Source organism: Shinella sp. OV683, from assembly GCF_057787725.1.
Map to the genome: position 1 here is coordinate 4,603,866 of NZ_CM173543.1, position 25,241 is coordinate 4,629,106.

The following is a 25,241-nucleotide window of genomic DNA, read 5'->3' on the forward strand; positions in this document are numbered from 1 at the left end:
GCATACAACCGGAGCGCCTGCTACACGCGCGTAAGCCAACCCTCCAAGGCTTTCCGACGCTGCAGGACATTGCCGCCGACCGCCAGCCTGACATCGGAGATGAAGACCGAGAGTGGAGGTAGCTTCCTCACATTCAGCCCATAATTGCTGCCACGTTTCTTTCCCCCACAGGCGGTCACCTACTTAGCCAAAGGGGCATTCAATATCCCGATGATTGCCCTCGAAAGTGTCGTCGGCATACGGCTGACCATTGCAGAACCCAAGGTCATCTAAGTGACCCCATTTCGGGACTTTTAGAATACGCCGGAGCTGAGTTTGTCTGCCGTCTAAGATGCCACGGACTTCGTGGGCTTTGAGAATAATAGGACGTTCCACATCCCAAGGCTTTCCTTTGTTTTTGCCTCCCAAGCGTCATTGATATTAGGCGGGGATGCGGGCTTGGGTCCGCACCCCTTGTGGGAATCGTCACTGATAATGTAGAAGTTGGCAACAACTTTCGCGCGCAGCACGTTTGAAAAGAGTAATTATGGAAGAACGTCGACCACCCCCACACATTGCTGTCCTAGAGCAATACGCTGTCGCAATCGCGAAAATCGTCTCTACCGGCCCTACAGTGTTGGTTTCCACGCAGAACTGAGCCGGTTAGGCGCATAATTTCCATTGAGAATTGAGCCATGTGAACCTTCCCCCCAACGCGGTCAGCGACGGGGGCAACGGAGTGATCCACATGGGACTTTTAAATATTATCCGGCGGATGGCGCTGCGCGAGAAGCAGTCGATCCGCGAGATCAGCCGGCGTACTGGGCTGTCACGCAACACGATCGCGAAGTATCTGAGCGCAGGCACCATCGAGCCGACGTTCACGGTACCGGAACGACCGAGCAAGCTTGATCCCTTTTCCGACAAACTGGCTGGCTGGCTGAAGACCGAGGCCGGGAGGTCGCGCAAGCAGCGCCGAACGCTGAAGCAGCTTCATGCCGATCTGGTGGCTCTTGGCTTTACCGGCTCCTATGGCCGGGTTGCCGCTTTCGCCCGTGATTGGCGGGCTGAGCAGCAGACGACGGGCCGCGGCATATTCGTTCCGCTATCTTTCCGCCCAGGCGAAGCATTCCAATTCGATTGGAGTGAAGATTATGCCGTGATAGGCGGCGAGCGCACGAAGCTTCAGGTTGCACATATCAAGCTATCGCACAGTCGGGCCTTTCTGGTCAGGGCCTACCTACTGCAAACGCATGAGATGCTCTTTGACGCCCACAGGCACGGCTTCCGTGTGTTTGGCGGCGTACCTGGTCGCGGCATCTACGATAACATGAAGACAGCGGTCGATCGGGTGGGTCGCGGCAAGGAGCGACAGGTCAACATCCGCTTCCTCGCTATGACGAACCACTACGTCTTTGCACCTGAGTTCTGCAATCCGGCGGCAGGCTGGGAGAAGGGTCAGGTCGAGAAGAACGTCCAGGATGCTCGTCCACGACTGTGGCAACAGATGCCTGACTTCCCGGACTTGGCGGCATTGAATGCCTGGCTGGAACAGCATTGCCAGGACCTGTGGCGGGACACGGCGCATGGCACCTTGTCCGGTTCGATCGCAGATGTTTGGGCTGATGAGCGGGCAGCATTGATGGCATTGCCTATCGCGTTTGACGGCTTCGTCGAGCAGAGCAAGCGCGTCTCGCCGACATGCCTGATTACCTTTGAGCGGAACCGCTACAGCGTGCCTGCGTCTTTTGCCAACCGGCCCGTCAGCCTGCGGATTTATCCCGAGCGACTGGTCGTTGCGGCGGAGGGCAATATCCTATGCGAGCATGAGCGGGTCATTGAGCGCAGCCACGACAAACCGCCGCGAACGATTTACGATTGGCGACATTACCTTGCCGTCATCCAGCGCAAACCCGGTGCCTTGCGCAATGGTGCACCCTTCCTGGAATTGCCGTTGCCCTTTCGGCAACTGCAGGACCAGATGCTTCGCCGCCCCGGCGGTGATCGCGAGATGGCCGATATCCTTGCCCTTGTCCTTCATCACGACGAACACGTCGTACTCAGGGCTGTGGAACTCGCCCTGGATGCAGGAGTAGCGACCAAGACGCATGTGCTGAATCTGCTGCATCGGCTGATCGACGGCAAGACGGCTGACGGTCCCGACATCGATACGCCACAGGCGCTGACCTTGCTGCGTGAACCCAAGGCCAACGTCGAACGCTACGATGGCCTACGCGCCCGGATCGCAGGAGGTCGCCATGCGTCATGATCCCGCAAGTGCTGCCGTCGTCATCATGCTACGGAGCCTCAAGATGTATGGCATGGCCCAGGCCGTCACAGACCTTATCGAGCAAGCGGCTCCCGCCTTTGATGCGACCGTGCCCATCCTGTCCCAGTTGCTGAAGGCTGAATTGGCCGAGCGCGAGGTTCGCTCGATCGCCTATCACATGAAGGCTGCCCGCTTCCCGGCTTATAAAGACCTCTCCGGCTTCGACTTCGCCGCCAGCGAGATCAACGAGGCCACTGTGCGCCAACTACACCGATGCGAGTTCATGGATGGGGCGCAGAACGTTGTCCTTATCGGTGGCCCTGGCACTGGTAAAACGCATGTCGCGACCGCTCTTGGAATCCACGCCATCGAGCATCATCGCCGCAAGGTCCGCTTCTTCTCGACCATCGAACTGGTCAATGCTCTCGAGCAGGAGAAGGCCAAGGGCAAGGCAGGTCAGATCGCTGAGGCCCTGGTACGGCTCGACTTGTTGATCCTGGACGAGTTGGGGTATCTGCCGTTCAGCGCGTCCGGCGGTGCATTACTCTTTCACCTGCTGAGCAAGCTTTACGAACGCACCAGTGTCATCATCACCACCAATCTCAGCTTCAGTGAATGGGCCACCGTATTCGGTGACGCCAAGATGACAACCGCTCTACTCGACCGCCTGACCCATCGTTGTCATATCCTGGAAACCGGCAACGACAGCTTCAGATTCAAAGCCAGCTCGGCGGCGGCAGCCCAGAAGAGAGGAGAAAAAGCCAACCCCTTGACCAAACCCTGATCAGAAAATCATACTTAGAGGTGGCTCACTTCTCGGTGGAAAAACCGGCTCAGTTCCGCGCGGAAACCAACAACTGACCAATGACTGAAATTGCTCTGCTCAACGTAGAGTATGACGGCGAACGACGTTTGAGCTTGGGCCGCTGTTAGCCACGCCCCGATATCTTGAATCGAAACGTTTAGCCCAATTTGCGTGGGTGCCAGCAGTTTGAATGCATAGCCCCTCCGACGCATATGCCTGATCCCGGCCTTGGCAACATATTCGAGTTCGATGCTGTTCATTCCTTCGCCGCAAAGCTCTTCCGGCGAGCACACTCGTGCGGCCGCCTTAATCATTGCGGAGAACACGTCACAGGCGCCGTCTTCATTGCCGAAGAAAGCTTCAGGCTTTAAGCGCAGCATGGCGTTGACCACGGCATACAGGCCACAATAGCAATCCAGCGAGCCTTGCTGGAACGGACGGGCAATTGTGGCAAGTTCACGTTGCGCATCCGTTCGCTCGACATGTCTCCCGGTCTTCACTCCCATGTTTCAGTACTCGTCTGAGAACATCAGCGTCATGACCCGCATTGTCACCGAATGATCGGCCGGATTGGGGGAATGGTGAGAGCCTCCCAGATCGTAGTAATCGATCTTAAACATGATCGAGGCACCGCCCACCTCAAACTCGCCAAAATCATGCTCGCCATAGGGATCATTATCAGGCGTAAAAGCATCGTATGCGCGGAGGGCGTTGATGACCCTCTGTCTACGTTCGTCACTCAACGCAGCGACGCTGGCTGTCATCAGGATTTTTCCGCCGCGTCCTTCAATACGGAGCTGATCATTCCGCCGTAAGGTGGCCGATACGGCTTCCTGACGATCGTGCACTTTGTTCATCGTTTGTTCTTTCACTGAAACCGCTCCGTCCATCTGCATCTTCCTTCACATCATTCGAATGAGGCGGCGCTGGATATCGTGATCGCCGTCGATATAGGCTTGCGTCGTCTCAATCGATCGGTGACCGGCAAGCTGTTGCACGTCGCGGAGAGAGCCGCCAGCCTTCGAGATCAAACGCGCGGCCCTTGTTACGAATGTCCGCCGACCCGAATGGGAGGAACATCCTTCCAAGTTGGCTTGGCGGCATGTTTGGGTGAACCAATTCACGATCGATTTCGGCGTCATCGGGAGTGGAGCTAAGGACTCACTCACAAACCCATCAAATAGTGTTTCAACAGGCCCTCTTTCGCTAACAATAACCGGACCCTTCCGCATGTTCCGGCTTCTGAGTTTGGCAAGTGAGCGCTTCAGCTCGCTATGTATGGGGAGGCGGCGTGCAAGGCCGTATTTGGTGATCGCACCGGGAAGCGTGATCACATTTGCCACATTGCCTCGCCCGTCCGTCACCATGGACCAGTCCAGCAGTGCGATTTCGGAGGCGCGCAATCCCGCGCGGACACTCAATTGAACGATTGCCGAATTGCGAAGGGGATGCCGCGATTCCTTGGCGACCTTCAGGAGTCGCCTGATATCCGCGTCGGATAGGATTTTTGACTGACCGCCGGCCATTTGATCCTCGGATTGGGGTGTGTTTGCACACCCATTGAATCACAGCGAAGCCGCACTATCAAGTCTAAAAATACAACAATATCATATACTTATGTTACTTTCCGGTCACGGTTTTATCCGCGCCGCAAGTGACTCCTCCCCGCTGCCCTCTTAACGATTGTGCCGCGGGGAGGAGTCACTTGCGGCGCGGATAAAACCGTGACCGGAAAATAAAAAAGCACACAGGAAGTTCTCTGCAGTTCTCTCCCAAGTGAGTACTGCGTGAGTACTGGCAAAAATTCACCGAGAAATGCCTTCAGGGCGCTTCTCGTCCAAACCACTGAATATGTTTGGGAAAAAGTGGTGCCGCTTGCAGGACTCGAACCTGCGACCCCATCATTACGAATGATGTGCTCTACCACCTGAGCTAAAGCGGCGACCGGCAAAGTCCGGCGCGGGGCGCGGACAGAGCGTATGCGGGCGCTGATAGCGAAATCGGCTGGGGAATGCAAGCCGCTATCGGCTATAAATCCTGAAAATTGGATGGGATGGGATCCACTGTGGTGCCGAGATGCAATTGCGCCTATCCAAAGCACGAAAACCAGGCCGGATGCCTCAGCCGCAGAGCTTTGCCTTGACCGCTCGATATTCGGATTCAAGCCGGCTGACCAAGGTCTCCACTGGCTCGACAGCCTTGACCGCAGAGATTCCCTGGCCGCAGCCCCAGATTTCCTTCCAGGCCTTCGGGCCGCTTTCGGTCTTTTCGAAATCCATTTTCTTCGGATCGGCTTCCGGCAGATGATCCGGATCCATGCCCGTGGCGAGGATGGAGCCCTTGAGATAATTACCGTTGATGCCGGTGAAATAGTTGGAATAGACGATGTCGTCGGCGCGGCTGTCGACGATCATCTGCTTGTAGGCGTCCGTTGCCCGCGCTTCAGGCGTGGCGATGAAGGGCGAGCCGATATAGGCCATGTCGGCGCCCATGGCCTGTGCCGCGAGGATGGCGCCGCCATTGGCAATCGCGCCGGAGAGCAGCAGCGGCCCATCGAACCATTCGCGGATCTCCTGCACCAGTGCAAAGGGCGAGAGCTTGCCGGCATGGCCCCCTGCCCCGGTCGCGACCGCGATCAGGCCGTCGGCACCCTTGCGGATGGCCGAATTGGCATGACGGTTGTTGATAACGTCATGCAGCACGATACCGCCATAGGAATGAATGGCGTCATTGACTTCGGGCACGGCACCGAGCGAGGAGATGACGATCGGCACCTTGTATTTGACGCACATCTGCAGGTCGTGCTCCAGCCGCCGGTTGGTGGTGTGGACGATCTGGTTGACGGCGAACGGGGCGCTCTTGCGCTCAGGGCTGGACGCATCATGGGCGGCAAGCGTCTCGGTGATCTCGGCGAGCCATTCATCCACCTGGCTTTCAGGCCGAGCGTTCAGCGCCGGAAACGAACCGACCACGCCGGCCTTGCATTGGGCGATCACCAGGTCGGGATGGGAAATGATGAACAGCGGGGCGGCAACGACGGGAATGCGCAGATTGTCTTTGAGAATAGCAGGCAGTGTCATGGGTCGATCCGGCAGAAAGCGATGTGATAAGGGAATCCGCCAAAGGTCGGCGCATCCTTTCTGCAAGATATCGTCATTTGCAAAAATTGTTCAACCTTGAATTTTCTCCTCCGCCCGAAGGAAGCCATTTTTCTCCGCCATTGGGATTTTTGCGGGGGAGCGATGGCCGTTGCGGTGCCCGGCGCTTGCAAAGGCGGAATCGAATGGTTACCGAAGAATGAAATTCTCGCGCCAGACACGGCGCCTTCAGGGTATGGCATATTGAGCGGACTGGAACAGGCGATCCGAAACGCATTGGAACGGGCAGAGCGGTCCAATCCGGAAATCCGCTCGCGTATCTATCAATCGGCGCGCAACGCACTGGACGCCGGGCTCCGCAAGCAGGAGATCGAGGACCCCGAGACAGTCGAGCGGCAGCGCCAGCGGCTGGAAATCACCATTCGCGCGATCGAGGACGAAGAACTAGAGCAACTGCGTAGTGCGGCGCGGCTGGAAAAAACCATCGTTGAAGATACGCCCGCCGAACCGATGGAACGGGAAGACACGATCGAGCCGGAACCGACGCTCAACGAGCCCGAGCCGATGCGGCAGGCGGAGGTCTTCCGGCGGAATCCGGTGATCGAGCATGTTGCGCCGCCGCCAGTTGTCACAGGAGAACGGTCCATTGCCAGCGACAACTATGCGGAGGAAGAAGACGGCTCGCTGTCGGGGCTTTCCGCCATCCGCGACGAGCGCCAGGGCAAGAACAGGAAGCAGGCTCGTAAAGCAGCACGCAAGCAGGGTCAGGTGATCCGTGAAGAGGAGGATCCCGCCTGGGCCGAGCCGTCGACGCCCGAGGGCCGCACAGTCACACCGGAGAGGCGCACCAGGCGCCGCCGAAAAGGCTCGTGGCTTGCCTCGCTATTCGTCTATTCCGTGCTCATCGGCGTGGTCGCGGCCGGCGTCTGGTGGGTCTACACGACGGGAATGCTCGATGCCGCCCTAAAGGGCAATTCGGATTTCGACCTGATCCCGAAGGAATTACAAAGCGAGAATTTCGATCCCAACGAGAAGAGTACCAGGCTCGACCCGTTGCGCGGTTTCTCCGGCGACTGGGTCGATGTCTTCAAGCCGAATGGCAAGGCGCAGATTACCGCCAGCGGCGATGCTGTCATCGGCAACGTGACGGACAGCGATGGCGCAGCTGTCACCATCGCTTCCAATTCGCCGGACAAGGATGGCGAAGTGCGGATCGAAGTGCCGGCCGGCATCCTGCAGGATCTCGCCGGCAAGAAGTCGACGCTGGCCATTACCTTGCGTGCCGATGGCGACAAGCCGGCGCAGATCTATATCCAGTGCGAGTTCACGACGCTCGGCGATTGCGGCCGGCATCGCTTCACCATCACCAACGAACGGGTCGATGAGCTGATCCCGATTGCCTTCGACGGCAAGCTCGGCCCAACCGATCCGGGCTACATCGTCATCAACAGCGACCTGACAGGCGAAGGCCGCGCCATCCGCCTCTATGGGATCAGAGTGCTGCCGGGGTCGTAAGCGCTCCGGCGCTCAGACTTCCATCGCATAGCCCGCGCCGCGAACGGTGCGGATCACATCGGGCATGTTGGAGAGGTTGAGTGCCTTGCGCAGGCGGCCGACATGGACGTCGACGGTGCGCTCATCGACATAGATGTCGTGGCCCCACACGCCATCGAGAAGCTGCGAGCGCGAGAATACCCGACCCGGCGACGCCATGAAGAATTCCAACAGCTTGAACTCTGTCGGTCCCAGGCGGATTTCGCGCGATCGGCGATGGACGCGGTAGGTCTCGCGGTCGAGCTCGACGTCACCGCATTTGAGCAACGAAGAGATGGCGTTCGGGCGCACACGTCGCAGCATCGCCTTGACGCGGGCCATGAGCTCCGGCGTCGAGAACGGCTTGACGACATAATCATCGGCGCCGGTGGAAAGCCCGCGCACGCGCTCGCTTTCCTCGCCGCGCGCCGTCAGCATGATCACCGGCAGGCGCTCGGTCTCGGGACGCATCCTCAGGCGACGGCACAGTTCGATGCCCGAGACGCCCGGCAGCATCCAGTCGAGCAGCAGAAGATCGGGAACGCGTTCCTGGAGGCGGATATCGGCTTCGTCACCCCTGGGGATCACTTCGACGTCGTAGCCTTCGGCTTCGAGATTGTAGCTGAGCAGAGTGCCCAACGCTTCTTCATCTTCGACAACCATGATTCTTGGCTGCATAAGGGCTTGCTCCGTTCGCAGTCGTCATCTGCCCCGCTATCATACCGCTTGGCGGTGGGCTCGGGCAGATCTCGGATCCGCGCCCGCCAATCGGGCGCGGATGGCTTATCTTTTACTCGGCGGGCTGCTGAATGACGGATGCCGTATTGTCATCCTTGGGGCGCTCGCCGGCCGGCTGCTCGCCGGTCGTCATGTAGTAGATGGTCTCGGCGATGTTGGTGGCGTGGTCACCGATGCGCTCGATGTTCTTGGCGCAGAACAGCAGATGCGTGCAGGGCGTGATGTTGCGCGGATCTTCCATCATGTAGGTCAGCATCTCGCGGAACAGCGAGGTGTAGATGGCGTCGATTTCCTCGTCGCGTAGGCGGATGGCTTCCGCCTTCTCGGCCGAGCGCGTCGAATAGACGTCGAGCACGTCCTTGAGCTGGGACAGGGCCAGTTCGGAGAGATGTTCGATGCCGCGTGCCAGCGGGCGCGGGATGCCCGAGCTCTGGACGGCGATGACGCGCTTGGCATTGGACTTGCCGAGATCGCCGACGCGTTCGAGGTCGGAGGCGATACGGATCGAGCCGATGATTTCGCGCAGATCCGAGGCAACCGGCTGGCGCTTGGCGATCATCAGGATCGCATTGTCGCCGATGTCGCGCTCGGTCTGGTCGACGACCACGTCCTGCGAGATCACCCGCTGTGCAAGGGCAGCGTCTGACGTGACCAGTGCGCGGATCGAGTCGGATACCATCTGTTCGGCCATGCCGCCCATTTCTGCGATACGGCGGGCAAGATGCTTCAACTCGTCGTCAAAGACGGAATAGATATGTGATGTTACCATGACGAGAACCCCATGCCTGCTGATGCAGGCGAAAAATGATCAGCCGAAGCGGCCCATGATATAATCCTGGGTGCGCTGGTCATCCGGATTGGTGAAAATCTTGTCGGTGTCGTTTTCCTCGACGAGATAGCCGAGGTGGAACATGGCGGTGCGCTGGGAAACGCGGGCGGCCTGCTGCATCGAGTGGGTGACGATGACGATGGTGAAGTTCTCGCGCAGTTCGTGGATCAGTTCCTCGACCTTGGCAGTGGCGATCGGGTCGAGCGCCGAGCATGGCTCGTCCATGAGGATGACTTCCGGGCTGACGGCAACGGCGCGCGCGATGCACAGGCGCTGCTGCTGGCCGCCGGAGAGGCCGGTACCAGCTTCCAGCAGGCGGTCCTTGACCTCGTTCCACAGGCCGGCGCGCTGCAGGCTGGATTCGACGATCTGGTCGAGCTGTGCCTTGTTCTTGGCAAGGCCATGGATGCGCGGGCCGTAGGAGACGTTCTCATAGATCGACTTCGGGAACGGATTGGGCTTCTGGAACACCATGCCGACTCGGGCGCGGAGTTCGACGACATCGAGTGTCGGATCGTAGATGTCGCCATCGTCGAGCGTGATCTTGCCGGTGACGCGGCAGCCTTCGATCGTATCGTTCATGCGGTTGAGGCTGCGCAGGAAGGTCGACTTGCCGCAACCCGACGGGCCGATCAGCGCCGTGACTGTGTTCTTGCGAACATTCAGGTTGACGTCGAACAGGGCTCGTTTCTCGCCGTAGTAGACGGAGACATCCTTGCCCACCATTTTCATTTCAGGTTGGTTGCTCATGTTTCTTGCTACCGTCTTTTCGACTTCGACATCTGTCAGCATATTCATTTCAATATCTCCTTACCAGCGGCGTTCGAAACGCCGGCGCAGCATGATGGCGCCAAGGTTCATGATGATCAGGAACACGAGCAGGATGATGATCGCTCCCGAAGTGCGTTCCACGAAGGCACGTTCCGCCTCGTTCGCCCACATGTAGATCTGCACCGGCAGCGCGGTGGCCGGCTCGAATGGAGTGCTGGGATAGTCGACCACGAAGGCCACCATGCCAATCAGCAGCAGCGGCGCGGTTTCGCCCAGCGCGTTTGCAAGGCCGATGATCGTGCCTGTGAGGATGCCGGGCATGGCGAGCGGCAGGACATGGTGGAAGACCGTCTGCATCTTCGAAGCGCCGAGCCCGAGCGCGGCGGCACGGATCGAAGGCGGCACAGCCTTGAGGGCGGCGCGGGTGGCGATGATGATGGTCGGAAGCGTCATCAGCGCCAGCACGACGCCACCGACGACCGACGCCGACCGCGGCATGCCGAGGAAGTTGATGAAGATCGACAGGCCCAGCAAACCATAGACGATTGACGGGACGGCCGCGAGATTGTTGATGTTGACCTCGATAAGGTCGGTCCAGCGGTTCTTCGGCGCGAATTCCTCGAGATAGATCGAGGCGAACACGCCGATCGGCAAAGCGAGCAGCAGCACGATCAGCATCGTGTAGGCCGAGCCGATGATGGCCACGCCAAGGCCTGCCGCTTCCGGACGGCTCGATGCACCATTGGTGAACAGGGCTGGGTTGAAATGCTCTGCGAGCGCACCGCTCTCGGCGAGCTTTTTCATCACCGTGACCTGGGCGTCCGTAACCTTACGGTCGTTTTCCGGCACGGTAATGTCGATCTGCCCCTTGAAGGCCGAGTCGATGTTGGCTGCCGCGAGGAAAGTGACGGGAACGGTCTTGCCGACAATGCTTGGATCAGCAATCACCAGGTCTCGCAGCTGGGCACGGGCGCCATCGGAGATGAAGCCCTTGAGCTTGGCAAGCGCCGCCTTGTCGGTGGTGTCGATGCCGGCGGCCTTGGCCACCGCATCGCGCGCCAGAACCGGGTAGTTGGCGGTGACCAGCAATTTCGGGTTTTCTGTCCGCTTGCCTGTGGGGTCGATGACCTTTTCGGAGAACTCGACCGGCACGGTGATCATCGTCTGGAAGAAGGCGGTATAGCCCTTCGATACGATGGAGACGAGCAGCATGACCAGAAAGAGCAGGCCGAGCGTGATTGCAATCAGTCCGTAGGCGCGGAAGCGCTTCTCGGAGGCGCGGCGGCTGCGGATGCCGATGTCCCGTCTATCTGCGCCGGCGCTGGCGGCGGCTGGATTTAAGACTGCGTCGGTCATTCGTACTGCTCCCGGTATTTACGGACGATGTAGAGCGCGTAGACATTGAGCGCCAGCGTGATGAAGAACAGCGTCAGGCCGAGTGCGAAGGCGACCAGAGTCTGCGGTGAATTGAACTCGAGGTCACCCGTGAGCTGGTTGACGATCTTGACGGTGATCGTCGTCATCGGCTCGAAAGGCGAAAACTGCAGGTTGGCGGCAACGCCGGCTGCGAGAACCACGATCATGGTTTCGCCGATGGCGCGGGAGCCTGTGAGAAGAAGCGCGCCCATAATGCCCGGCAAAGCAGCCGGCAGGATAACGCGCTTCATGGTTTCGGAACGGGTTGCACCAAGACCAAGCGAACCATCGTGCATCGCCCGGGGCACCGCCGTGATGATATCGTCGGAAAGCGACGAGACGAACGGGATGAGGCGGATGCTCATGACGAAGCCTGCGGTCAGTACGCTCTGGGCCTCGATGAAGTTGAGATGGTTGCCAGTCAGGGCACCCCAGAGATCGGCAGAGAAGTCCCGGAGGAACGGACCGACGGTGATCAAGGCGAAGAAGCCGTAAACGATCGTCGGAATGCCCGCCAGGATCTCAAGCAACGGCTTTACGATCGAGCGGAAAGTCCTGGAGGCATACTCGGCCATGTAGATCGCCGCGAACAGACCGATCGGCACGGCGATGATCATGGCGACGATAGCGATATAGAGCGTGCCGAGAAGGAGCGGGATCAACCCGAACTGGCCGACGGAACTGCCGTCGGTCGAAAAGCGCGGATCCCACACGGTGCCAAAGAAGAAATTCAACGGCGGCACGACGGAGAAGAAGCGGATGGTTTCGCCGATCAGCGAGCCAACGATGCCGACTGTGGTGAGGATCGCGATCGCCGAGCAGACGACGAGTGTAACCAGCACGATCCGTTCCACCCGGTTGCGGGCGCGGAAGGTCAGCGAGGTGCGCGAGATTGCCCAGTAAGCACCGATGGCGGCGACGAGGATCGAGAGGATACCTACACCCCAATGAACGCTTGTGGAGACGCTGGCGAGCTTGCGCGCCGCCTCGACCATATAGGGTTGTGGCGCCTGGGCGAGCGGAACACCCTTGGAACCAAGCACTTCCTTGAATTTATTGATGTCGGAATTGACGAGCTTTTCCTCATCCACCGTCAAGCGGCTCAGGCCGCCGGCCATGGCGTTGACCATCTCGTAGACGACATTCTGTTCGCTCTGAGGCTTGGCCAGCACGTCGGCGGGGAAAGCACCGCGGACGGAACGCTCGACGATGCCGCCACCGACTACAAGGCCGATGATGAGCACAACCGTGGCAGGCAGGATGGCGAGAATGGCGGCGTAGGAACCGAAATATGTAGGACGTGAATGAAGGTTCTGAAGCTCGCCGCCGGATACAGTCGCGGCCCGAGAGCGGCCCAGGAAATAGGCGACGATGCCCACGACAGCGATAATCAGGAACGTGAGGGCGCTACCCATATCTAAATCCTAATCCGGGGCGCAATGCCCGCAAAATACTTAAGGAAAGGCCGGCGGGAAATAGCCGCCGGCCCTCGCAGGATTTACATGTTCTTCCAGGAAGAAACCGCCGTGCGGATTGCTTCGCGTTCCTTGTCAGGAGCCGGGACGAGACCCTGCTCGACGAGCGGGCCGTCAGGGCCGATCATCTGGTCGGAGGTGAAGAATTCGACATATTCCTTCATGCCCGGAACGGAGTCGAGGTGAGCCTTCTTGACATAGAAGAACAGCGGACGGGACACGGGATAGGTGCCGTCAGCAATGGTGGCCTGGCTCGGGGTGATGTCGCCAACGGTAGCGACCTTCAGCTTGTCGAGGTTGTTCTCATAGAAGAACAGGCCGAATACGCCCACGGCCTTCTTGTCGGCATTGAGGCGGGCCAGCGTTTCCGGATAGTCGCCGTCGATGTCGACAGCCTTGCCGTCCTTACGGATGGCAACGCACTTCTTTTCGGCGTCCTTTTCAGCAACGCCGGCCTTGACGTAGAGGTCGAATGCGCCGGTCTTCTTGCAGCCAGCGAGGACCACCTTCTGCTCGAACACTTCGCGCGTGCCGTGCTTTTCACCGGGGATGAAAGCCTGGATTTCCTGGTCCTTGAAGGCCTTGTTAACCTGGGTCCAGTTGGTGTTCGGGTTAGCAGCAATCTTGCCGTCAACCGGAACTTCAGCAGCGATGGCCAGATAGATGTCAGCCGGCTGGAATTTGAAGTCCTGCGAGGACTTGTCGGTCGCAAACACGATGCCGTCATAGCCGATCTTGACTTCGGTGATGTCGGTCACGCCGTTCGACTTGCAGGTCTCGATTTCGGACTTCTTGATCGGACGCGAAGAATTGGCGATGTCGATGGTTTCCGGGCCAGCGCCCTTGCAGAATTCCTTCAGACCTGCGCCCGAACCGCCGGACTCGACAACCGGAGCCTTGAAATCAGGATAGGTTTCAGCGAACTGCTCGGCAACGATCTTGGCATAAGGAAGCACGGTCGACGAACCGGCGACGTGGATCTGATCGGCGGCCTGTGCGGCGCCGGCGAAAGCGACAGACGCGATGAGCGCTGCCAGCGTGGATTTGGTGAATTTCATAGTGGTTCTCCCGTTCGGGCTGGATTTGGAGGCGCCAGGCGCGGCACCTTCGGCCTTTTTTGTCCGGCCGCAACTTCACTAGACCTTGGACACCCGTATTTTTATGTCAGTTTGGTGAAAGATTTGTGACAGTCTATCTATATGTATTTATTATGTAATTTAGAATTTGCGGGAATTCATTCGGAGTTTTATGTCAAAAACGTACTGTAAAGGTGCTGCCCTTGCCGATTTCGGAGCGGATGATCAGCCGCGCCCGGTGCCGGGTGAGAATGTGCTTGACGATTGCGAGGCCCAATCCGGTGCCTTTTTTGGTCCGACTGCTCTCGACATTGACGCGATAGAAGCGTTCCGTCAGGCGTGGCACGTGATCTTCCGGAATGCCTGGCCCATGGTCGGTGACGCTGACCTCGATGCCCTCCGGCCCGTCTTCTTCCAGCATGACATCGACGGCCTTGCCTTCCTGGCCATACTTGCAGGCATTTTCGATAAGGTTCTCGAAAACCTGGGTTAATTCATCGCGATTGCCGGCGACGATGACGGGATGATCGGGCAGTTCCTGGCTGATGACAACATTGACGTCGGCGGCCAACGGCGCCAGTGCATCGCAGACCGAACCGATCAGCGGCACGAGGTCGACCTGCTCCTCCGGCGCCAGCCGCGCCTTGAGTTCGAGCCGCGAAAGCGACATCAGGTCGTCGACCAGCCGGCTCATGCGCGTCACCTGCTCGAGCATGATGGTCAGGAAGCGCTCATGGGCTTTCGGATCGTTGCGGGCGGGACCCAGCAAGGTCTCGATGAAGCCGCGCAGCGAGGCGAGCGGCGTACGCAGTTCGTGAGAGGCATTGGCGACAAAATCGGTCCGCATCCGGTCGATGCGGCGGGATTCGGAGATGTCGCGGAAAATCAGCACATAGAAATCCGTCTTGCCGAGCGCCCCGTCCGCATGCACGCAACGCACCTGATAGACGCCCTCGGTCGGCAGCGTCGAGGTGTATTCGATCTGGCCGTTGCGACCCTGGGCCAGCGAGCGGCGGATCATCTCGACGATTGCCGGTGAACGGATGCGGGCGGAAATGTGCTGGCCGGATTCGATCTCTCCGAAGAGATGCCTCGCGGACGGGTTCTGATAGATGACAGTGCCCTGCGCATCCAGCAGGAATGCGGGGCTGTCAAAGCCTGCAAAGGCCGACTTCACCTCCGCCAACCGATCGGCATCCACGGCTTCGGTAGCGGACGGCGATCCGGCCTGTCGGTTGCTGGGAGCGGGTCCGCGGAAAAATGACGGCAGAAGTGCTATAAGGATTGCGGCAGCGGCCAGCCAGCCGTTAAGGCCTGCGGCAAGCAGGACCATGAGAGCGATGGCCGCACTGACGAAACTCAGGACATTCCGTGAAATCCAACTGAAAATCGCCTCTCGCATTCATGTCCCCGGCCGGCCGATGCCTCATTGCAATCAGCCGTCTTATCTGTCGAATGTAACAGCTTTTGCACTGCAAGCTTGAATTCACAAGCTGGATATGGCTGTTTCGGATAAAAGCCGGGAAGGCTGCAAGGAGGATAATATGGCGGAAAGTGAAAAGATAGCTCCGGTCGAGCTTGAGATCGATGGCAGGAAGCGGGTCTTCGATATCGACAATCCCGTGCTTCCGGCCTGGATCGACGATTGCGCTTTGGCTTCGGGTGGCTATCCCTACAAGAAGAAGCTCGTCCAGGAGGAATACGACACGACGCTGGAGGAGCTGCAGGCAGAACTGGTCAAAGTGCAGTTCTGGCAGCAGAAGTCAGGCCAGCGCGTGATATGCCTGTTCGAAGGCCGCGACGCCGCCGGCAAGGGCGGTGCGATCCATGCCCTGATGGCCTACATGAACCCCCGCACAGCACGCATCGTCGCACTCACCAAGCCCACCGAGACCGAACGGGGCCAATGGTATTTCCAGCGCTACGTCTCGACCTTCCCGACGGCGGGCGAATTCGTTAATTTCGACCGCTCCTGGTACAATCGCGCCGGTGTCGAGCCGGTCATGGGCTTCTGCACGGAGGAACAATACCAGCAGTTCCTCAAGAGCACGCCAAACTTCGAGAAGCTGATCGTCGATGACGGAATTCGCTTCTTCAAGTTCTACATCGATATCGGCCGGGAAATGCAGCTGAAGCGGTTCCACGATCGCCGCCACAGCAAGCTCAAGTCATGGAAGCTGTCGCCGATGGATATTGCGGCGCTGACCAAGTGGAAGGACTATTCCGAAAAGCGCGACGACATGCTGAAGGCGGCGCACACGGATCATGCGCCTTGGACCCTGGTGCTTGGCAACGACAAGCGCCGCGCCCGCCTCAACATCATCCGGCACATTCTCGACAAGCTCGACTATGACGACAAGGACAAGAAGATAATCGGCGACGTCGATGACAAGATTATCGGCAAGGGTTTGGGCTTCTTGAAATAGCGTGTTGGTGAAGCCGATGATTTATAAGGGCGGATGTCTCTGCGGCTCGATCCGCTACGAAGCGCTTGGGCCGGCCGGCAACCCGCATACCTGCTCGTGCAGGCTTTGCCAGCAGCACACAGGCGCGCTGACCGCGCTCTGGGTCGAGTTCCCTCGTGACAGGGTGCAATGGACGGGGCCGGGAGGCGCGCCTTCGACATTTCGATCCTCGGATTATTCCAGCCGGGCCTTTTGCGCGACGTGCGGAAGTTCGATCGGTGCGATCGACGATGATCCGACGATCGCCCTGCTGGTCGGAGGGTTCGATGACACTGGTGACGACGCTCTGGCGCCAACCTCTCATTCCTTTGAGGACGGCATGCCGGATTGGTGGCATGCCGGCGTCGGGCCGCTTGAAAAATCGCTGTGAGAACAAAAGCAAAAGGCCGCCATCAGGCGGCCCTTTGCTCGTTTTTGGTGCTTCGCTTGTTAGCGAACCCGACGACGCTCGGCAGAAGGCTGATAGGCGAGCTTCTGGTGGAAGCCGCAATACGGCGACGAATCCGGGGAGTCGTTACCGCAGAAGCAGAAGTCTTCCTTGAGCGGATCGCCGATCGGCCACTTGCAGGTGCGCTCGGTCAGGCGGATCAACGGTACGCGCTTGAAGATCGGCACGACGACATTGTTGGAGGATGTTTCCATCTCCTCGAACACTTCGATCTCGACCTCTTCCTTGAGCATGGTCGCACCACTCGGCCGGGTCACAGTCCGTGTGACCGTGCGCGGCGCATAGGATGCGGGACGCGCCTGGGTGGTCACCGTCGCTCGCTTCTGGGATCGGGCGACCGTCGTACCGCCGGCCTTGGCGCGGCCAGGCAGGCTGAGGCGGTGGACCTTGCCGATGACGGCGTTGCGGCTGACACCACCCAGTTGGGCGGCGATCTGACTTGCGCTTAATCCTTCGGACCAAAGCTTCTTAAGCCTTTCGACGCGGTCGTCGGTCCAATTCACGGTATTATCCATAGAAATGTTCCTTCTGGCGGAATCTCTCACCGAACTCCGGCATATACCGAAGTGCAACTCGCCTGAAATTTCGGTGACTAGTTCCGCCGCATGCGATCTAGTATTTGCATATAACCTAAAGAGCCGGGGACTCCATGACAAGAGACGAGCGAATCTGACGGAATCGATTTTCGAGTTATCCCCAAGATTGATTTGTCAACCATCTATCCTGCAGGAAAATCCGTCGGAGGCATGCCTCTCGGTTCGACTCGCTGCTTAGTCAGCAATTGCGGGTTTTTGTTGACGGCGGCGAAGGAAATGAGGATAGTGCCGCTGCCGCCCGTTGGGGCGGCTTTTTGATTTGTGCATGGCGCCACTCCGGCCACATTTACGCGGGATATACCCACCGGCTGCGGCGCGAACAGGGACGAACGACATGAGTGATGTCACACCGCTATACGACACTTACGCACGCGCTCCCATGCGGTTCGAGCGTGGCGAAGGCGTGTGGCTGATCACTGAAACCGGCGAGCGATATCTCGATTTTGCCGCCGGTGTCGCCGTCAACTCGCTGGGGCATGCCCATCCGCATCTGGTCGAGACGCTGAAGGCGCAGGCCGAAAAGCTCTGGCATACGTCAAACCTTTACCAGGCGCCCGGCCAGGAAAAGCTGAGCCGGCGGCTGTGCGAGAACACATTCGCCGACAAGGTGTTCTTCACCAATTCGGGCGCCGAAGCGCTGGAATGCGCGATCAAGACGGCGCGCCGCTACCACTATTCCAAGGACCATCCGGAAAAATTCCACATCATTACCTTCGAAGGTGCCTTCCATGGCCGCACGATCGCGACCATCGCCGCCGGTGGCCAACAGAAATACATCGATGGCTTCGGCCCCAAGGCGCCGGGATTTGATCAGGTGCCGTTCGAGGACATGGACGCGCTGAAGGCCGCAATCACGGATGCGACTGCCGGGATCCTGCTGGAGCCGGTGCAAGGTGAAGGCGGCTTGCGGGCGTTTTCGGCCGAATTCCTCAAAGCCGTCCGCGCACTCTGTGATGAAAAGGGCCTGCTGCTCATTCTCGATGAAGTACAGTGCGGCATCGGCCGGACCGGTACACTGTTTGCCTATCAGCACCTGGGTTTCGAGCCCGATATCATGGCCGTGGCCAAGGGTATCGGCGGCGGCTTTCCGATGGGCGCCTGCCTTGCGACCGCCGAGGCGGCTTCCGGCATGGTGGCGGGAACACATGGTTCGACCTATGGCGGCAATCCGCTGGCGATGGCGGTGGGCAATGCCGTGCTCGACGTGGTGCTGTCCGATGGCTTCCTCGAGCATGTGCGTGACGTCGCGCTCGTCTTCCGGCAGGGCCTTGCATCGCTGCAGGATCGTTTCCCGGAGATCATTTCCGAAATTCGCGGTGAAGGCCTGATGATCGGCATCAAGGCCAAGATCCCCGCAAGCGACCTCCTGCAGGCGATGCGTGCCGAGAAGTTGCTGGGTGTGATGGCCGGCGACAATGTCATCCGCCTGCTGCCGCCGCTTGTGACAACGGCCGAGGAAGCACGGCAGGGTCTGGCCCTGCTTGAGCAAGCCGCAGAGAAACTCGAAGCCGACCGCTTGCGATGAGGGTTTCCTCCGCAGGCGACAAGGCATAGTTTCTCATTCGGTTTGACAAGGAATTACACTATGGAATCCAGGCACTTTCTCGATCTTTCGGCGATGACGGCGGACCAGCTGCGGCATATCCTCGACGACGCCAAGAACCGCAAGGCGGCGCTGAAAGAGGGTACCGCAAGCAAGCCGCTGGCTGGCAAGATGCTGGCAATGATTTTCGAGAAGCCCTCGACCCGCACGCGCGTTTCCTTCGATGTCGGCATGCGCCAGTTGGGTGGCGAGACGCTGTTTCTGTCCGGCACTGAAATGCAGCTCGGCCGCGCCGAAACCATCGGCGATACCGCCAAGGTGCTGTCTCGCTATGTCGATGCCATCATGATCCGCACCACCGATCACTCGCGGCTGCTGGAGCTCGCAGAGCATGCCACTGTGCCCGTCATCAACGGCCTGACGGATGCCACCCATCCCTGCCAGATCATGGCCGATATCATGACCTTCGAGGAGCATCGTGGCCATGTGAAGGGCAAGACGCTGACCTGGACCGGCGACGGCAACAATGTGCTGCATTCGCTGATCGAAGGTTCTGCGCGGTTTGGCTATCGGATGAACATGGCTGTACCGCTCGGCAGCGAGCCCGACGACAAGTATCTGAACTGGGCACGCAACAATGGCGGCCACGTCATGCTCACGCATGATGCCGAAAAGGCGGTCGAGGGTTCCGATTGCGTGATCACCGATACGTGGGTGTCGATGAACCAGGAACACAAGGCGCGCGGCCACAATGTCTTCATGCCCTTCCAGGTGAATGGCGCCCTGATGAAGCACGCCAATCCGGATGCACTGTTCATGCATTGCCTGCCCGCCCATCGCGGCGAAGAGGTGACGAACGAGGTGATCGACGGTCCGCAGTCGGTGGTCTTTGATGAGGCCGAGAACCGATTGCATGCCCAGAAATCCGTGCTGGCCTGGTGCCTCGGCGCCATCTGAAGCCTGCGTAACCTTGAATTTCGCCGGTAATCGATTATTTGTGTCGCTTCAGTAGCGGCACGCACCGGCGTGCCAGATTTCCGAGACAAATGATGATTTCAGACACTCTTCATACCGGAGAACCCGGCTTTGCTGGCGATGACCATGTTGTGCCCTTCCAGGTCGAAGGCCTCGATGTGCGCGGTCGCGCCGTCACGCTCGGCCCTCTCACTGACACCATTCTCAGCCGCCACAAGTATCCGGCCCCGGTGGCGCGCCTGCTGTCGGAAGCCATCGCGCTGACAGTGCTGCTTGGCAGTTCGCTGAAATTCGAGGGCAAGCTGATCATCCAGACCCAGAGCGATGGGCCGGTGAACCTGCTCGTGGCGGATTTCGCTGCGCCCGATGGCGTGCGTGCCTATGCCCGCTTCGATGACGAGGCATTGTCGCAAGCAGTCAAGGACGGCAAGACCGAGCCGCATGAACTGCTCGGCAAGGGCGTACTTGCCTTCACCATCGACCAGGGTGCCGACACCCAGCGCTACCAGGGCATTGTCGCGCTCGACGGCGAAACGCTCGAGGAAGCCGCAGCGGCCTATTTCCGACAGTCCGAACAGATCCCGACCAAGGTGAAGCTCGCTTCGGCCGAACTCTTCGACCGCGACGAGGACGGCAAGCTGCGCCACACCTACCGCGCCGGTGGCCTTGTCGTGCAGTTCCTGCCGCAATCGCCCGAGCGCATGCGTCAGCGCGACCTGCATGGCGGCGATGGCGACGACGGTTCGCACAGTTTTGACGAAGACGACACCTGGGCAGAGGCGCAGATGCTGGCCTCGACGGTGGATGCGGAAGAACTGACCGATCCGGGCCTCGGCGTCGAGCGGCTGCTCTATCGGCTGTTCCATGAACGCGGTGTCCGCGCCTACGACGCCCAGCCGGTGTTTGACCGTTGTTCGTGCTCGGAAGACAAGATCCGTGGTGTGATTTCAGGCTTTTCAGCCGAGGAGATCGCTTCGACGATCGAGGATGGCGAGATCAGCGTGACATGCGAATTTTGTTCGACCACCTACCGCTTCAAGCCGGAAGAATTTCTGGTCAATTAAGCGTGCGCTGCAGGCCAGGGGAATCGAGGGAAAAGGCCGGGATGGCGACTTCAAACGTCTCGCCCGTCTCGGCCTGCATCTGGTAGTGGCCGAACATCATGCCTGACGGCGTGTCCAGCGGGCAGCCGGAATTGTATTCGAACGTGTCGCCGGGACCGAGCACGGGTTGTTCGCCGACAACGCCGGGGCCGGTAACCTCGTCGATCTGGCCATTTTCATCGGTAATATTCCAATAACGGTTGAGCAACTTGACCGTCAGGTCGGAATGATTGGAAATGACGATCTTGTATCCCCAGACATAGCGGCTGTCTGCAGGATCTGATTGCTCGGCGAGATAGTAAGGCTCGACAGCAACCTCGATATCCCGTGTAGTGGCCTGATACATGCGGTTCCTTCCCAGTCGGCCGCTATTTTGGCGAGTCCCTAACTGCAATGTGGGTTGCGGTCAAGAATAGTCTCCAAAACCTGAACATCAGGTGACCGAAACTGTCCGATTTTGTGACAGCCGACACCTTTTCCTAGCCTACCGGAACCGCAAACGGCTCTAAGCTGTCGGAAGCTCCGATACGCCGCCATGCGCGGCCGACCATGTGAGCGGCCCATCGAGAAATGCCTCGACGGAGTTGAGCGTTGCGGCATCGAAGAGCTTCTGGTCGCGTGCCACCTGCAGCACTTCCCGCCAAGTAGCGATGTGATGCAGGGCAACCTTGCCGTTGCCAAAGCGCGTCTCGGCCGCTTCAAAGATGCCGTAGTAGAACAGTGCCATGCCATGATCGACGATGCCGCCTGCTGCGCGGATCGCATCGATGAAGGTGAACATCGAGCCGCCGGCGGTGGTCAAGTCTTCGATGACCAGGACGCGGGCACCTTCCTTCATTTCACCCTCGATCTGGGCATTGCGGCCGTGGCCCTTTGGCGCCTTGCGGACATAGATCATCGGCAGCGACATGCGCTCGGCCAGAAAGGCCGCAAAGGGAATGCCGGCGGTCTCGCCGCCCGCCACGCAATCGAACTGTTCGAAGCCTGCTTCCGACATGATGGTCGCAGCGGCAAAATCCATCACTGCCGAACGGATACGCGGATAGGAGATCAGCTTGCGGCAATCGATATAGACCGGGCTCATCATGCCGGATGCCAGTTTGTAGGGCTGATCGGCGCGGAAATGCACCGCCTTGATCTCCCAGAGCATCTTCGCCATCAGATTGGCCATGGTGGATTTGTCGGTGAAGGCGTTGGAAAACATCGATCTGGCTCCTGGCTGGCGTTTTAGAGCGCTTAGCAAGAAGCGATCCAGCAGGGAAGACCGATCAGCCAGAAATGCACCGGCCCTGCGTTATTTGCCGGCGGCCGGGTTCCGCAGAGCCGCCCATTCGAGCAAGGCGTCCAGGGCCGGGCACAGCGCACTGCCCCATTCGGTCAGGCCGTATTCGACTTTTGGCGGTACTTGCGAATGGACGGTTCTAAAGACGATGCCATCGCGCTCCAGTTCGCGAAGCTGCTGGATCAGCATCTTCTGCGAGACGGCCGGGATTGCGCGTTCGAGTTCTGAAAACCGCAAAATGCCATGTGCAAACATCTGGAAGATGATGATCATCTTCCAGCGGCCCTCGATCAAATGCAGCGCGCCCTCGACGCCGCTGGCTGCCATGTCGGGCGTGACGTCCTCGACCTTACCAGTCGGTGAGTACCCCACTTTTTTGTCTGTTCTTGCCATTTCCACAGCTTATCACCAAGTTCGGAGAGAGCCAACAAAATGAAGGAAGCGGCCATGAGCTTGAGCCTCTCACCGACGCTAGTAACGTATTTCGCCGCGCAGAATGCGCATGATATCGAAAGACTAGTCGATTGTTTTGCGATCGATGCCAAAGTTCGCGACGAAGGCCAAGACATTGTCGGCCGCGACAATATCCGGGCCTGGAAGGAGCGGGTACGCGACAAATATAATGTCGCCATCGAGCCACTACACTCGAGCGCCGCAGACGGCTATGAGCTGGTCACTGCGCGGGTCGAAGGGACGTTTCCCGGTAGCCCCATCGAATTGACCTACCAGTTCAGCGTGATCAATGGGCAAATTGCTTCGTTGAAGGTGTTGTGAGAAGCGGGATGGACGGCAGCGCATCTGCCGTCCTATGCTGGTCGCACATCGCCCTGAGGAGGAACCATGCCCGTCACGCTTCATCCCGTTCAGATCCCCGATTTCGGCATCCCGCATTCAAGACCCATCATTCCGGCTGAGATCTATTCCGCGCGCGCCGACAGCGCCTATCAACGGGCGGGAGCCAAGTGGCTGGTGATCTACGCCGATCGCGAGCACTTGGCGAACATAGCGTTTCTCTCAGGCTTCGAGCCGCGTTTCGAAGAGGCACTGCTGATCCTCGGGCCTGGCAGGCGGCGCATTCTCGTGGTGGGCAACGAGAGCATGAGCTACGCACCCGTGGCTGGATTGCCCGGTATCGAGGTTCTGCTCTGCCAGACATTCAGCTTGATGGGACAGACGCGAGCGACGAAGCCAAACTTGATGGATGTGCTGACTGGCGCGGGTCTCGCCAAGGGTGACAGTATTGGGCTCATCGGCTGGAAATATCTGGCTCCGGATGAGTGGGCAGGCGTGCTGCCGAGCTTCCAGGCGCCTGCCCTTGTGGTCGATGCGCTGCGCGCGATATCGGGCGACCCGGCGGCTGTAAGTGACGCCACTGCCGTCCTCATGCACCCGCAGGACGGCTTGCGTTCGGTGGTCGACGTCCATCAGCTCGCTGCAATCGAATGGGGCTCAGCGCGGTCTTCCGCCGCCGTCTGGCGGATCGTCCACGGCGTGCAAGATGGTGATGACGAATTCATTGCCGCAAGCCGCATGGGTTACGCCGGCGAGGAACTGAGTTGCCATGTCATGCTCGCCTCGGCGTCATCGGGCAGTCCTGTCATCGGCCTTCGCAGCCCGAATGGCCGCAACATCAACCGCGGCGACGGCATCACCACGGCGGTCGGCTATTGGGGCGGCCTTTCGTCGCGTGCCGGCTTGTTTGTGGAGCATGACGACGGGTTTCTCGACATTGCCAAATCTTATTTCCGTGGGTTGGTCGAGTGGTACAGGACTGTCGACATCGGCGTCAGCGGCGGCGAGATGTTCGACAGGACGGTCGGGAAGTTGAAGGAGGGCGGCCTGAATTCCGCCCTCAATCCCGGCCACCTGATCGGCCACGACGAGTGGTCGCACACACCGATCCGGCCAGGCTCGACCGAGACCATCAGGTCCGGCATGCCAATACAGGTCGACATCATCCCGACGCCAATGCCGGACAACTGGGCGCTCAACAACGAGGACTCAATTATCATCGCCGATGACGGCCTGCGGGGAGAGCTGAAGCGGCTTTACCCCGACGTCTATTCACGCATCGAGGCACGGCGGGCCTTCATGAGGGACGAGATCGGCGTCGATCTCAAGCCGCCTGTTCTGCCGACCTCCAACATTCCCCTCTGCCTGCCGCCGTTCTGGCTGGCATCGGACAAACTGCTGACGCTGGGGTGATCACCTCAACACATAACTCAAAAACACCTTGCCGTTCTTGAAAACACGCGAGCGGCCCAGCGTGAAATCGGCGTGGTTTCGCATGCCTTCGAAGGGTGTGCGGCCCTCCCCGAGCGCCACGGGATTGACGACCAGCTGGTATTCGTCGATCAGCCGGGCTTCGGTCAGTTGCATGATCAGGCTGCCCGAACCGAGGATGGCGATATCGTCGCCTTCGCCCTTCTTAAGGGCAGCAATCTCCTCGACCAGGTCGCCTTTCAGCAACGTGGTGTTCTGCCACGAGGCTGTGCGCATCGTGTGAGAGGCGACGAGCTTGGGCATGGCATTCATCCGTTCGGCAACCACCGGAGAGCTTTCGGCGGCCATCGGCGTCGGCCAGTAGCTCGCCATCAGATCGTAGGTCACGCGACCCATCAGCAGCGTGCCGCCGCCTTTGGCATTGTCGGCGACGAACGCTTTGTACTCATCGTCATTGCCCTCATGGGCCCAGCGAAAGTCGCCGTCCGGGCCGGAGAAATAGCCGTCGAGCGAAATGTTGGTGAAGGATGTCAGTCGGCGCATTGGATCACTCCTTGTTGAACACGACAATGACGCCTGACCTCCGCGCATTTCGACAGGCTCGGAATTTATTCTCC

General features: G+C 59.3%; 26 protein-coding genes and 1 tRNA gene. 10 read left to right on the plus strand and 17 right to left on the minus strand.

What is annotated here, in order from left to right:
• The first annotated feature begins 727 nt into the window (after nt 1-727).
• Nucleotides 728-2,248, plus strand: a complete 1,521-nt coding sequence (istA, locus tag ACXHRN_RS22190) for an IS21 family transposase (RefSeq protein WP_488638460.1) — start codon at nt 728-730, stop codon at nt 2,246-2,248.
• Nucleotides 2,238-3,032: an IS21-like element helper ATPase IstB gene (gene istB / locus ACXHRN_RS22195; RefSeq protein WP_488638461.1), complete on the plus strand. Its 795-nt coding sequence runs from the start codon at nt 2,238-2,240 to the stop codon at nt 3,030-3,032. Before istA ends, istB begins: the two co-directional genes overlap by 11 nt.
• Nucleotides 3,033-3,046: 14 nt before the next feature.
• Here istB and ACXHRN_RS22200 read toward each other — a convergent pair whose 3' ends face one another.
• From ACXHRN_RS22200 to ACXHRN_RS22220, 5 genes are all read right to left on the minus strand, one after another.
• Nucleotides 3,047-3,559: a hypothetical protein gene (locus tag ACXHRN_RS22200; protein ID WP_488638462.1), complete on the minus strand. Its 513-nt coding sequence runs from the start codon at nt 3,557-3,559 to the stop codon at nt 3,047-3,049.
• Nucleotides 3,560-3,562: 3 nt separating this feature from the next.
• The gene (locus ACXHRN_RS22205; protein WP_488638463.1) at nt 3,563-3,943 is read right to left on the minus strand and encodes a DUF3768 domain-containing protein; all 381 of its coding nucleotides are present in this window, start codon (nt 3,941-3,943) and stop codon (nt 3,563-3,565) included.
• 12 nt (nt 3,944-3,955) lie between these two features.
• Entirely contained in the window at nt 3,956-4,579 is a 624-nt protein-coding gene (locus tag ACXHRN_RS22210; RefSeq protein WP_488638464.1) for a tyrosine-type recombinase/integrase, read from the minus strand.
• Between the two features lie 340 nt (nt 4,580-4,919).
• A tRNA-Thr gene (locus ACXHRN_RS22215) sits at nt 4,920-4,995 on the minus strand.
• Between the two features lie 178 nt (nt 4,996-5,173).
• Nucleotides 5,174-6,133: an NAD(P)H-dependent flavin oxidoreductase gene (locus tag ACXHRN_RS22220; protein WP_488638465.1), complete on the minus strand. Its 960-nt coding sequence runs from the start codon at nt 6,131-6,133 to the stop codon at nt 5,174-5,176.
• A gap of 261 nt (nt 6,134-6,394) precedes the next feature.
• On the opposite strand from ACXHRN_RS22220, the gene ACXHRN_RS22225 reads away from it, so the two are divergent.
• Nucleotides 6,395-7,666 (plus strand): hypothetical protein, encoded by a 1,272-nt coding sequence (locus ACXHRN_RS22225; protein WP_488638466.1) that lies wholly within the window; start codon nt 6,395-6,397, stop codon nt 7,664-7,666.
• A gap of 12 nt (nt 7,667-7,678) precedes the next feature.
• Here the strand turns inward: ACXHRN_RS22225 and phoB are convergent, their stop codons facing one another.
• From phoB to phoR, 7 genes are all read right to left on the minus strand, one after another.
• Nucleotides 7,679-8,362: a phosphate regulon transcriptional regulator PhoB gene (phoB, locus tag ACXHRN_RS22230; protein ID WP_488638467.1), complete on the minus strand. Its 684-nt coding sequence runs from the start codon at nt 8,360-8,362 to the stop codon at nt 7,679-7,681.
• Nucleotides 8,363-8,474: 112 nt separating this feature from the next.
• Nucleotides 8,475-9,191 (minus strand): phosphate signaling complex protein PhoU, encoded by a 717-nt coding sequence (gene phoU / locus ACXHRN_RS22235; RefSeq protein ID WP_488638468.1) that lies wholly within the window; start codon nt 9,189-9,191, stop codon nt 8,475-8,477.
• 39 nt (nt 9,192-9,230) lie between these two features.
• On the minus strand, nt 9,231-10,043 hold the full coding sequence (gene pstB, locus ACXHRN_RS22240) for a phosphate ABC transporter ATP-binding protein PstB (RefSeq protein WP_488641983.1): 813 nt from the start codon (nt 10,041-10,043) through the stop codon (nt 9,231-9,233).
• Between the two features lie 18 nt (nt 10,044-10,061).
• Nucleotides 10,062-11,378 carry a phosphate ABC transporter permease PstA gene (pstA, locus tag ACXHRN_RS22245; RefSeq protein WP_488638469.1) on the minus strand — a complete coding sequence of 439 codons (1,317 nt, stop codon included), beginning with the start codon at nt 11,376-11,378 and terminating at the stop codon, nt 10,062-10,064.
• The gene (pstC, locus tag ACXHRN_RS22250) at nt 11,375-12,853 is read right to left on the minus strand and encodes a phosphate ABC transporter permease subunit PstC (protein ID WP_488638470.1); all 1,479 of its coding nucleotides are present in this window, start codon (nt 12,851-12,853) and stop codon (nt 11,375-11,377) included. The genes pstA and pstC overlap by 4 nt, the downstream gene beginning before the upstream one ends.
• Nucleotides 12,854-12,936: 83 nt before the next feature.
• Nucleotides 12,937-13,971: a substrate-binding domain-containing protein gene (locus ACXHRN_RS22255; RefSeq protein WP_488638471.1), complete on the minus strand. Its 1,035-nt coding sequence runs from the start codon at nt 13,969-13,971 to the stop codon at nt 12,937-12,939.
• Between the two features lie 193 nt (nt 13,972-14,164).
• Nucleotides 14,165-15,391 (minus strand): phosphate regulon sensor histidine kinase PhoR, encoded by a 1,227-nt coding sequence (gene phoR / locus ACXHRN_RS22260; protein ID WP_488638472.1) that lies wholly within the window; start codon nt 15,389-15,391, stop codon nt 14,165-14,167.
• A 142-nt stretch (nt 15,392-15,533) separates the two neighbouring features.
• On the opposite strand from phoR, the gene ppk2 reads away from it, so the two are divergent.
• Nucleotides 15,534-16,415, plus strand: a complete 882-nt coding sequence (ppk2, locus tag ACXHRN_RS22265; protein ID WP_488638473.1) for a polyphosphate kinase 2 — start codon at nt 15,534-15,536, stop codon at nt 16,413-16,415.
• A gap of 16 nt (nt 16,416-16,431) precedes the next feature.
• The gene (locus ACXHRN_RS22270) at nt 16,432-16,824 is read left to right on the plus strand and encodes a GFA family protein (RefSeq protein WP_488638474.1); all 393 of its coding nucleotides are present in this window, start codon (nt 16,432-16,434) and stop codon (nt 16,822-16,824) included.
• A gap of 59 nt (nt 16,825-16,883) precedes the next feature.
• Here the strand turns inward: ACXHRN_RS22270 and ACXHRN_RS22275 are convergent, their stop codons facing one another.
• Entirely contained in the window at nt 16,884-17,405 is a 522-nt protein-coding gene (locus tag ACXHRN_RS22275) for a GcrA family cell cycle regulator (protein ID WP_488641984.1), read from the minus strand.
• A gap of 427 nt (nt 17,406-17,832) precedes the next feature.
• Here ACXHRN_RS22275 and ACXHRN_RS22280 point away from each other — a divergent pair, with 427 nt between their 5' ends.
• The 3 genes from ACXHRN_RS22280 to ACXHRN_RS22290 all read left to right on the plus strand — a co-directional run bounded on the left by ACXHRN_RS22280 (nt 17,833) and on the right by ACXHRN_RS22290 (nt 21,080).
• A complete protein-coding gene (locus ACXHRN_RS22280; RefSeq protein ID WP_488638475.1) occupies nt 17,833-19,023 on the plus strand; it encodes an acetylornithine transaminase in 1,191 nt (396 codons plus the stop codon).
• A 60-nt stretch (nt 19,024-19,083) separates the two neighbouring features.
• On the plus strand, nt 19,084-19,998 hold the full coding sequence (gene argF / locus ACXHRN_RS22285; protein WP_488638476.1) for an ornithine carbamoyltransferase: 915 nt from the start codon (nt 19,084-19,086) through the stop codon (nt 19,996-19,998).
• 92 nt (nt 19,999-20,090) lie between these two features.
• Nucleotides 20,091-21,080: an Hsp33 family molecular chaperone gene (locus ACXHRN_RS22290; RefSeq protein WP_488641985.1), complete on the plus strand. Its 990-nt coding sequence runs from the start codon at nt 20,091-20,093 to the stop codon at nt 21,078-21,080.
• Here ACXHRN_RS22290 and apaG read toward each other — a convergent pair.
• From apaG to ACXHRN_RS22305, 3 genes are all read right to left on the minus strand, one after another.
• Nucleotides 21,073-21,465 (minus strand): Co2+/Mg2+ efflux protein ApaG, encoded by a 393-nt coding sequence (gene apaG, locus ACXHRN_RS22295; protein ID WP_488638477.1) that lies wholly within the window; start codon nt 21,463-21,465, stop codon nt 21,073-21,075. The two genes, ACXHRN_RS22290 and apaG, sit on opposite strands and share 8 nt — an antisense overlap.
• Nucleotides 21,466-21,624: 159 nt before the next feature.
• Nucleotides 21,625-22,323, minus strand: coding sequence for an orotate phosphoribosyltransferase (locus ACXHRN_RS22300; protein WP_488638478.1), 699 nt, complete (start codon nt 22,321-22,323; stop codon nt 21,625-21,627).
• Nucleotides 22,324-22,413: 90 nt separating this feature from the next.
• Nucleotides 22,414-22,794 carry a winged helix-turn-helix transcriptional regulator gene (locus ACXHRN_RS22305; RefSeq protein ID WP_488638479.1) on the minus strand — a complete coding sequence of 127 codons (381 nt, stop codon included), beginning with the start codon at nt 22,792-22,794 and terminating at the stop codon, nt 22,414-22,416.
• Nucleotides 22,795-22,848: 54 nt separating this feature from the next.
• Here ACXHRN_RS22305 and ACXHRN_RS22310 point away from each other — a divergent pair, with 54 nt between their 5' ends.
• Together ACXHRN_RS22310 and ACXHRN_RS22315 are read left to right on the plus strand one after the other, a co-directional pair.
• Complete coding sequence (locus ACXHRN_RS22310) at nt 22,849-23,175, plus strand: nuclear transport factor 2 family protein (RefSeq protein ID WP_488638480.1); 327 nt, start codon at nt 22,849-22,851, stop codon at nt 23,173-23,175.
• Nucleotides 23,176-23,241: 66 nt separating this feature from the next.
• Nucleotides 23,242-24,606, plus strand: a complete 1,365-nt coding sequence (locus ACXHRN_RS22315) for a Xaa-Pro aminopeptidase (protein ID WP_488638481.1) — start codon at nt 23,242-23,244, stop codon at nt 24,604-24,606.
• Here the strand turns inward: ACXHRN_RS22315 and ACXHRN_RS22320 are convergent, their stop codons facing one another.
• Nucleotides 24,607-25,167 carry a dihydrofolate reductase family protein gene (locus ACXHRN_RS22320; protein ID WP_488638482.1) on the minus strand — a complete coding sequence of 187 codons (561 nt, stop codon included), beginning with the start codon at nt 25,165-25,167 and terminating at the stop codon, nt 24,607-24,609. It lies immediately after the preceding gene.
• Between the last annotated feature and the right edge of the window lie 74 nt (nt 25,168-25,241).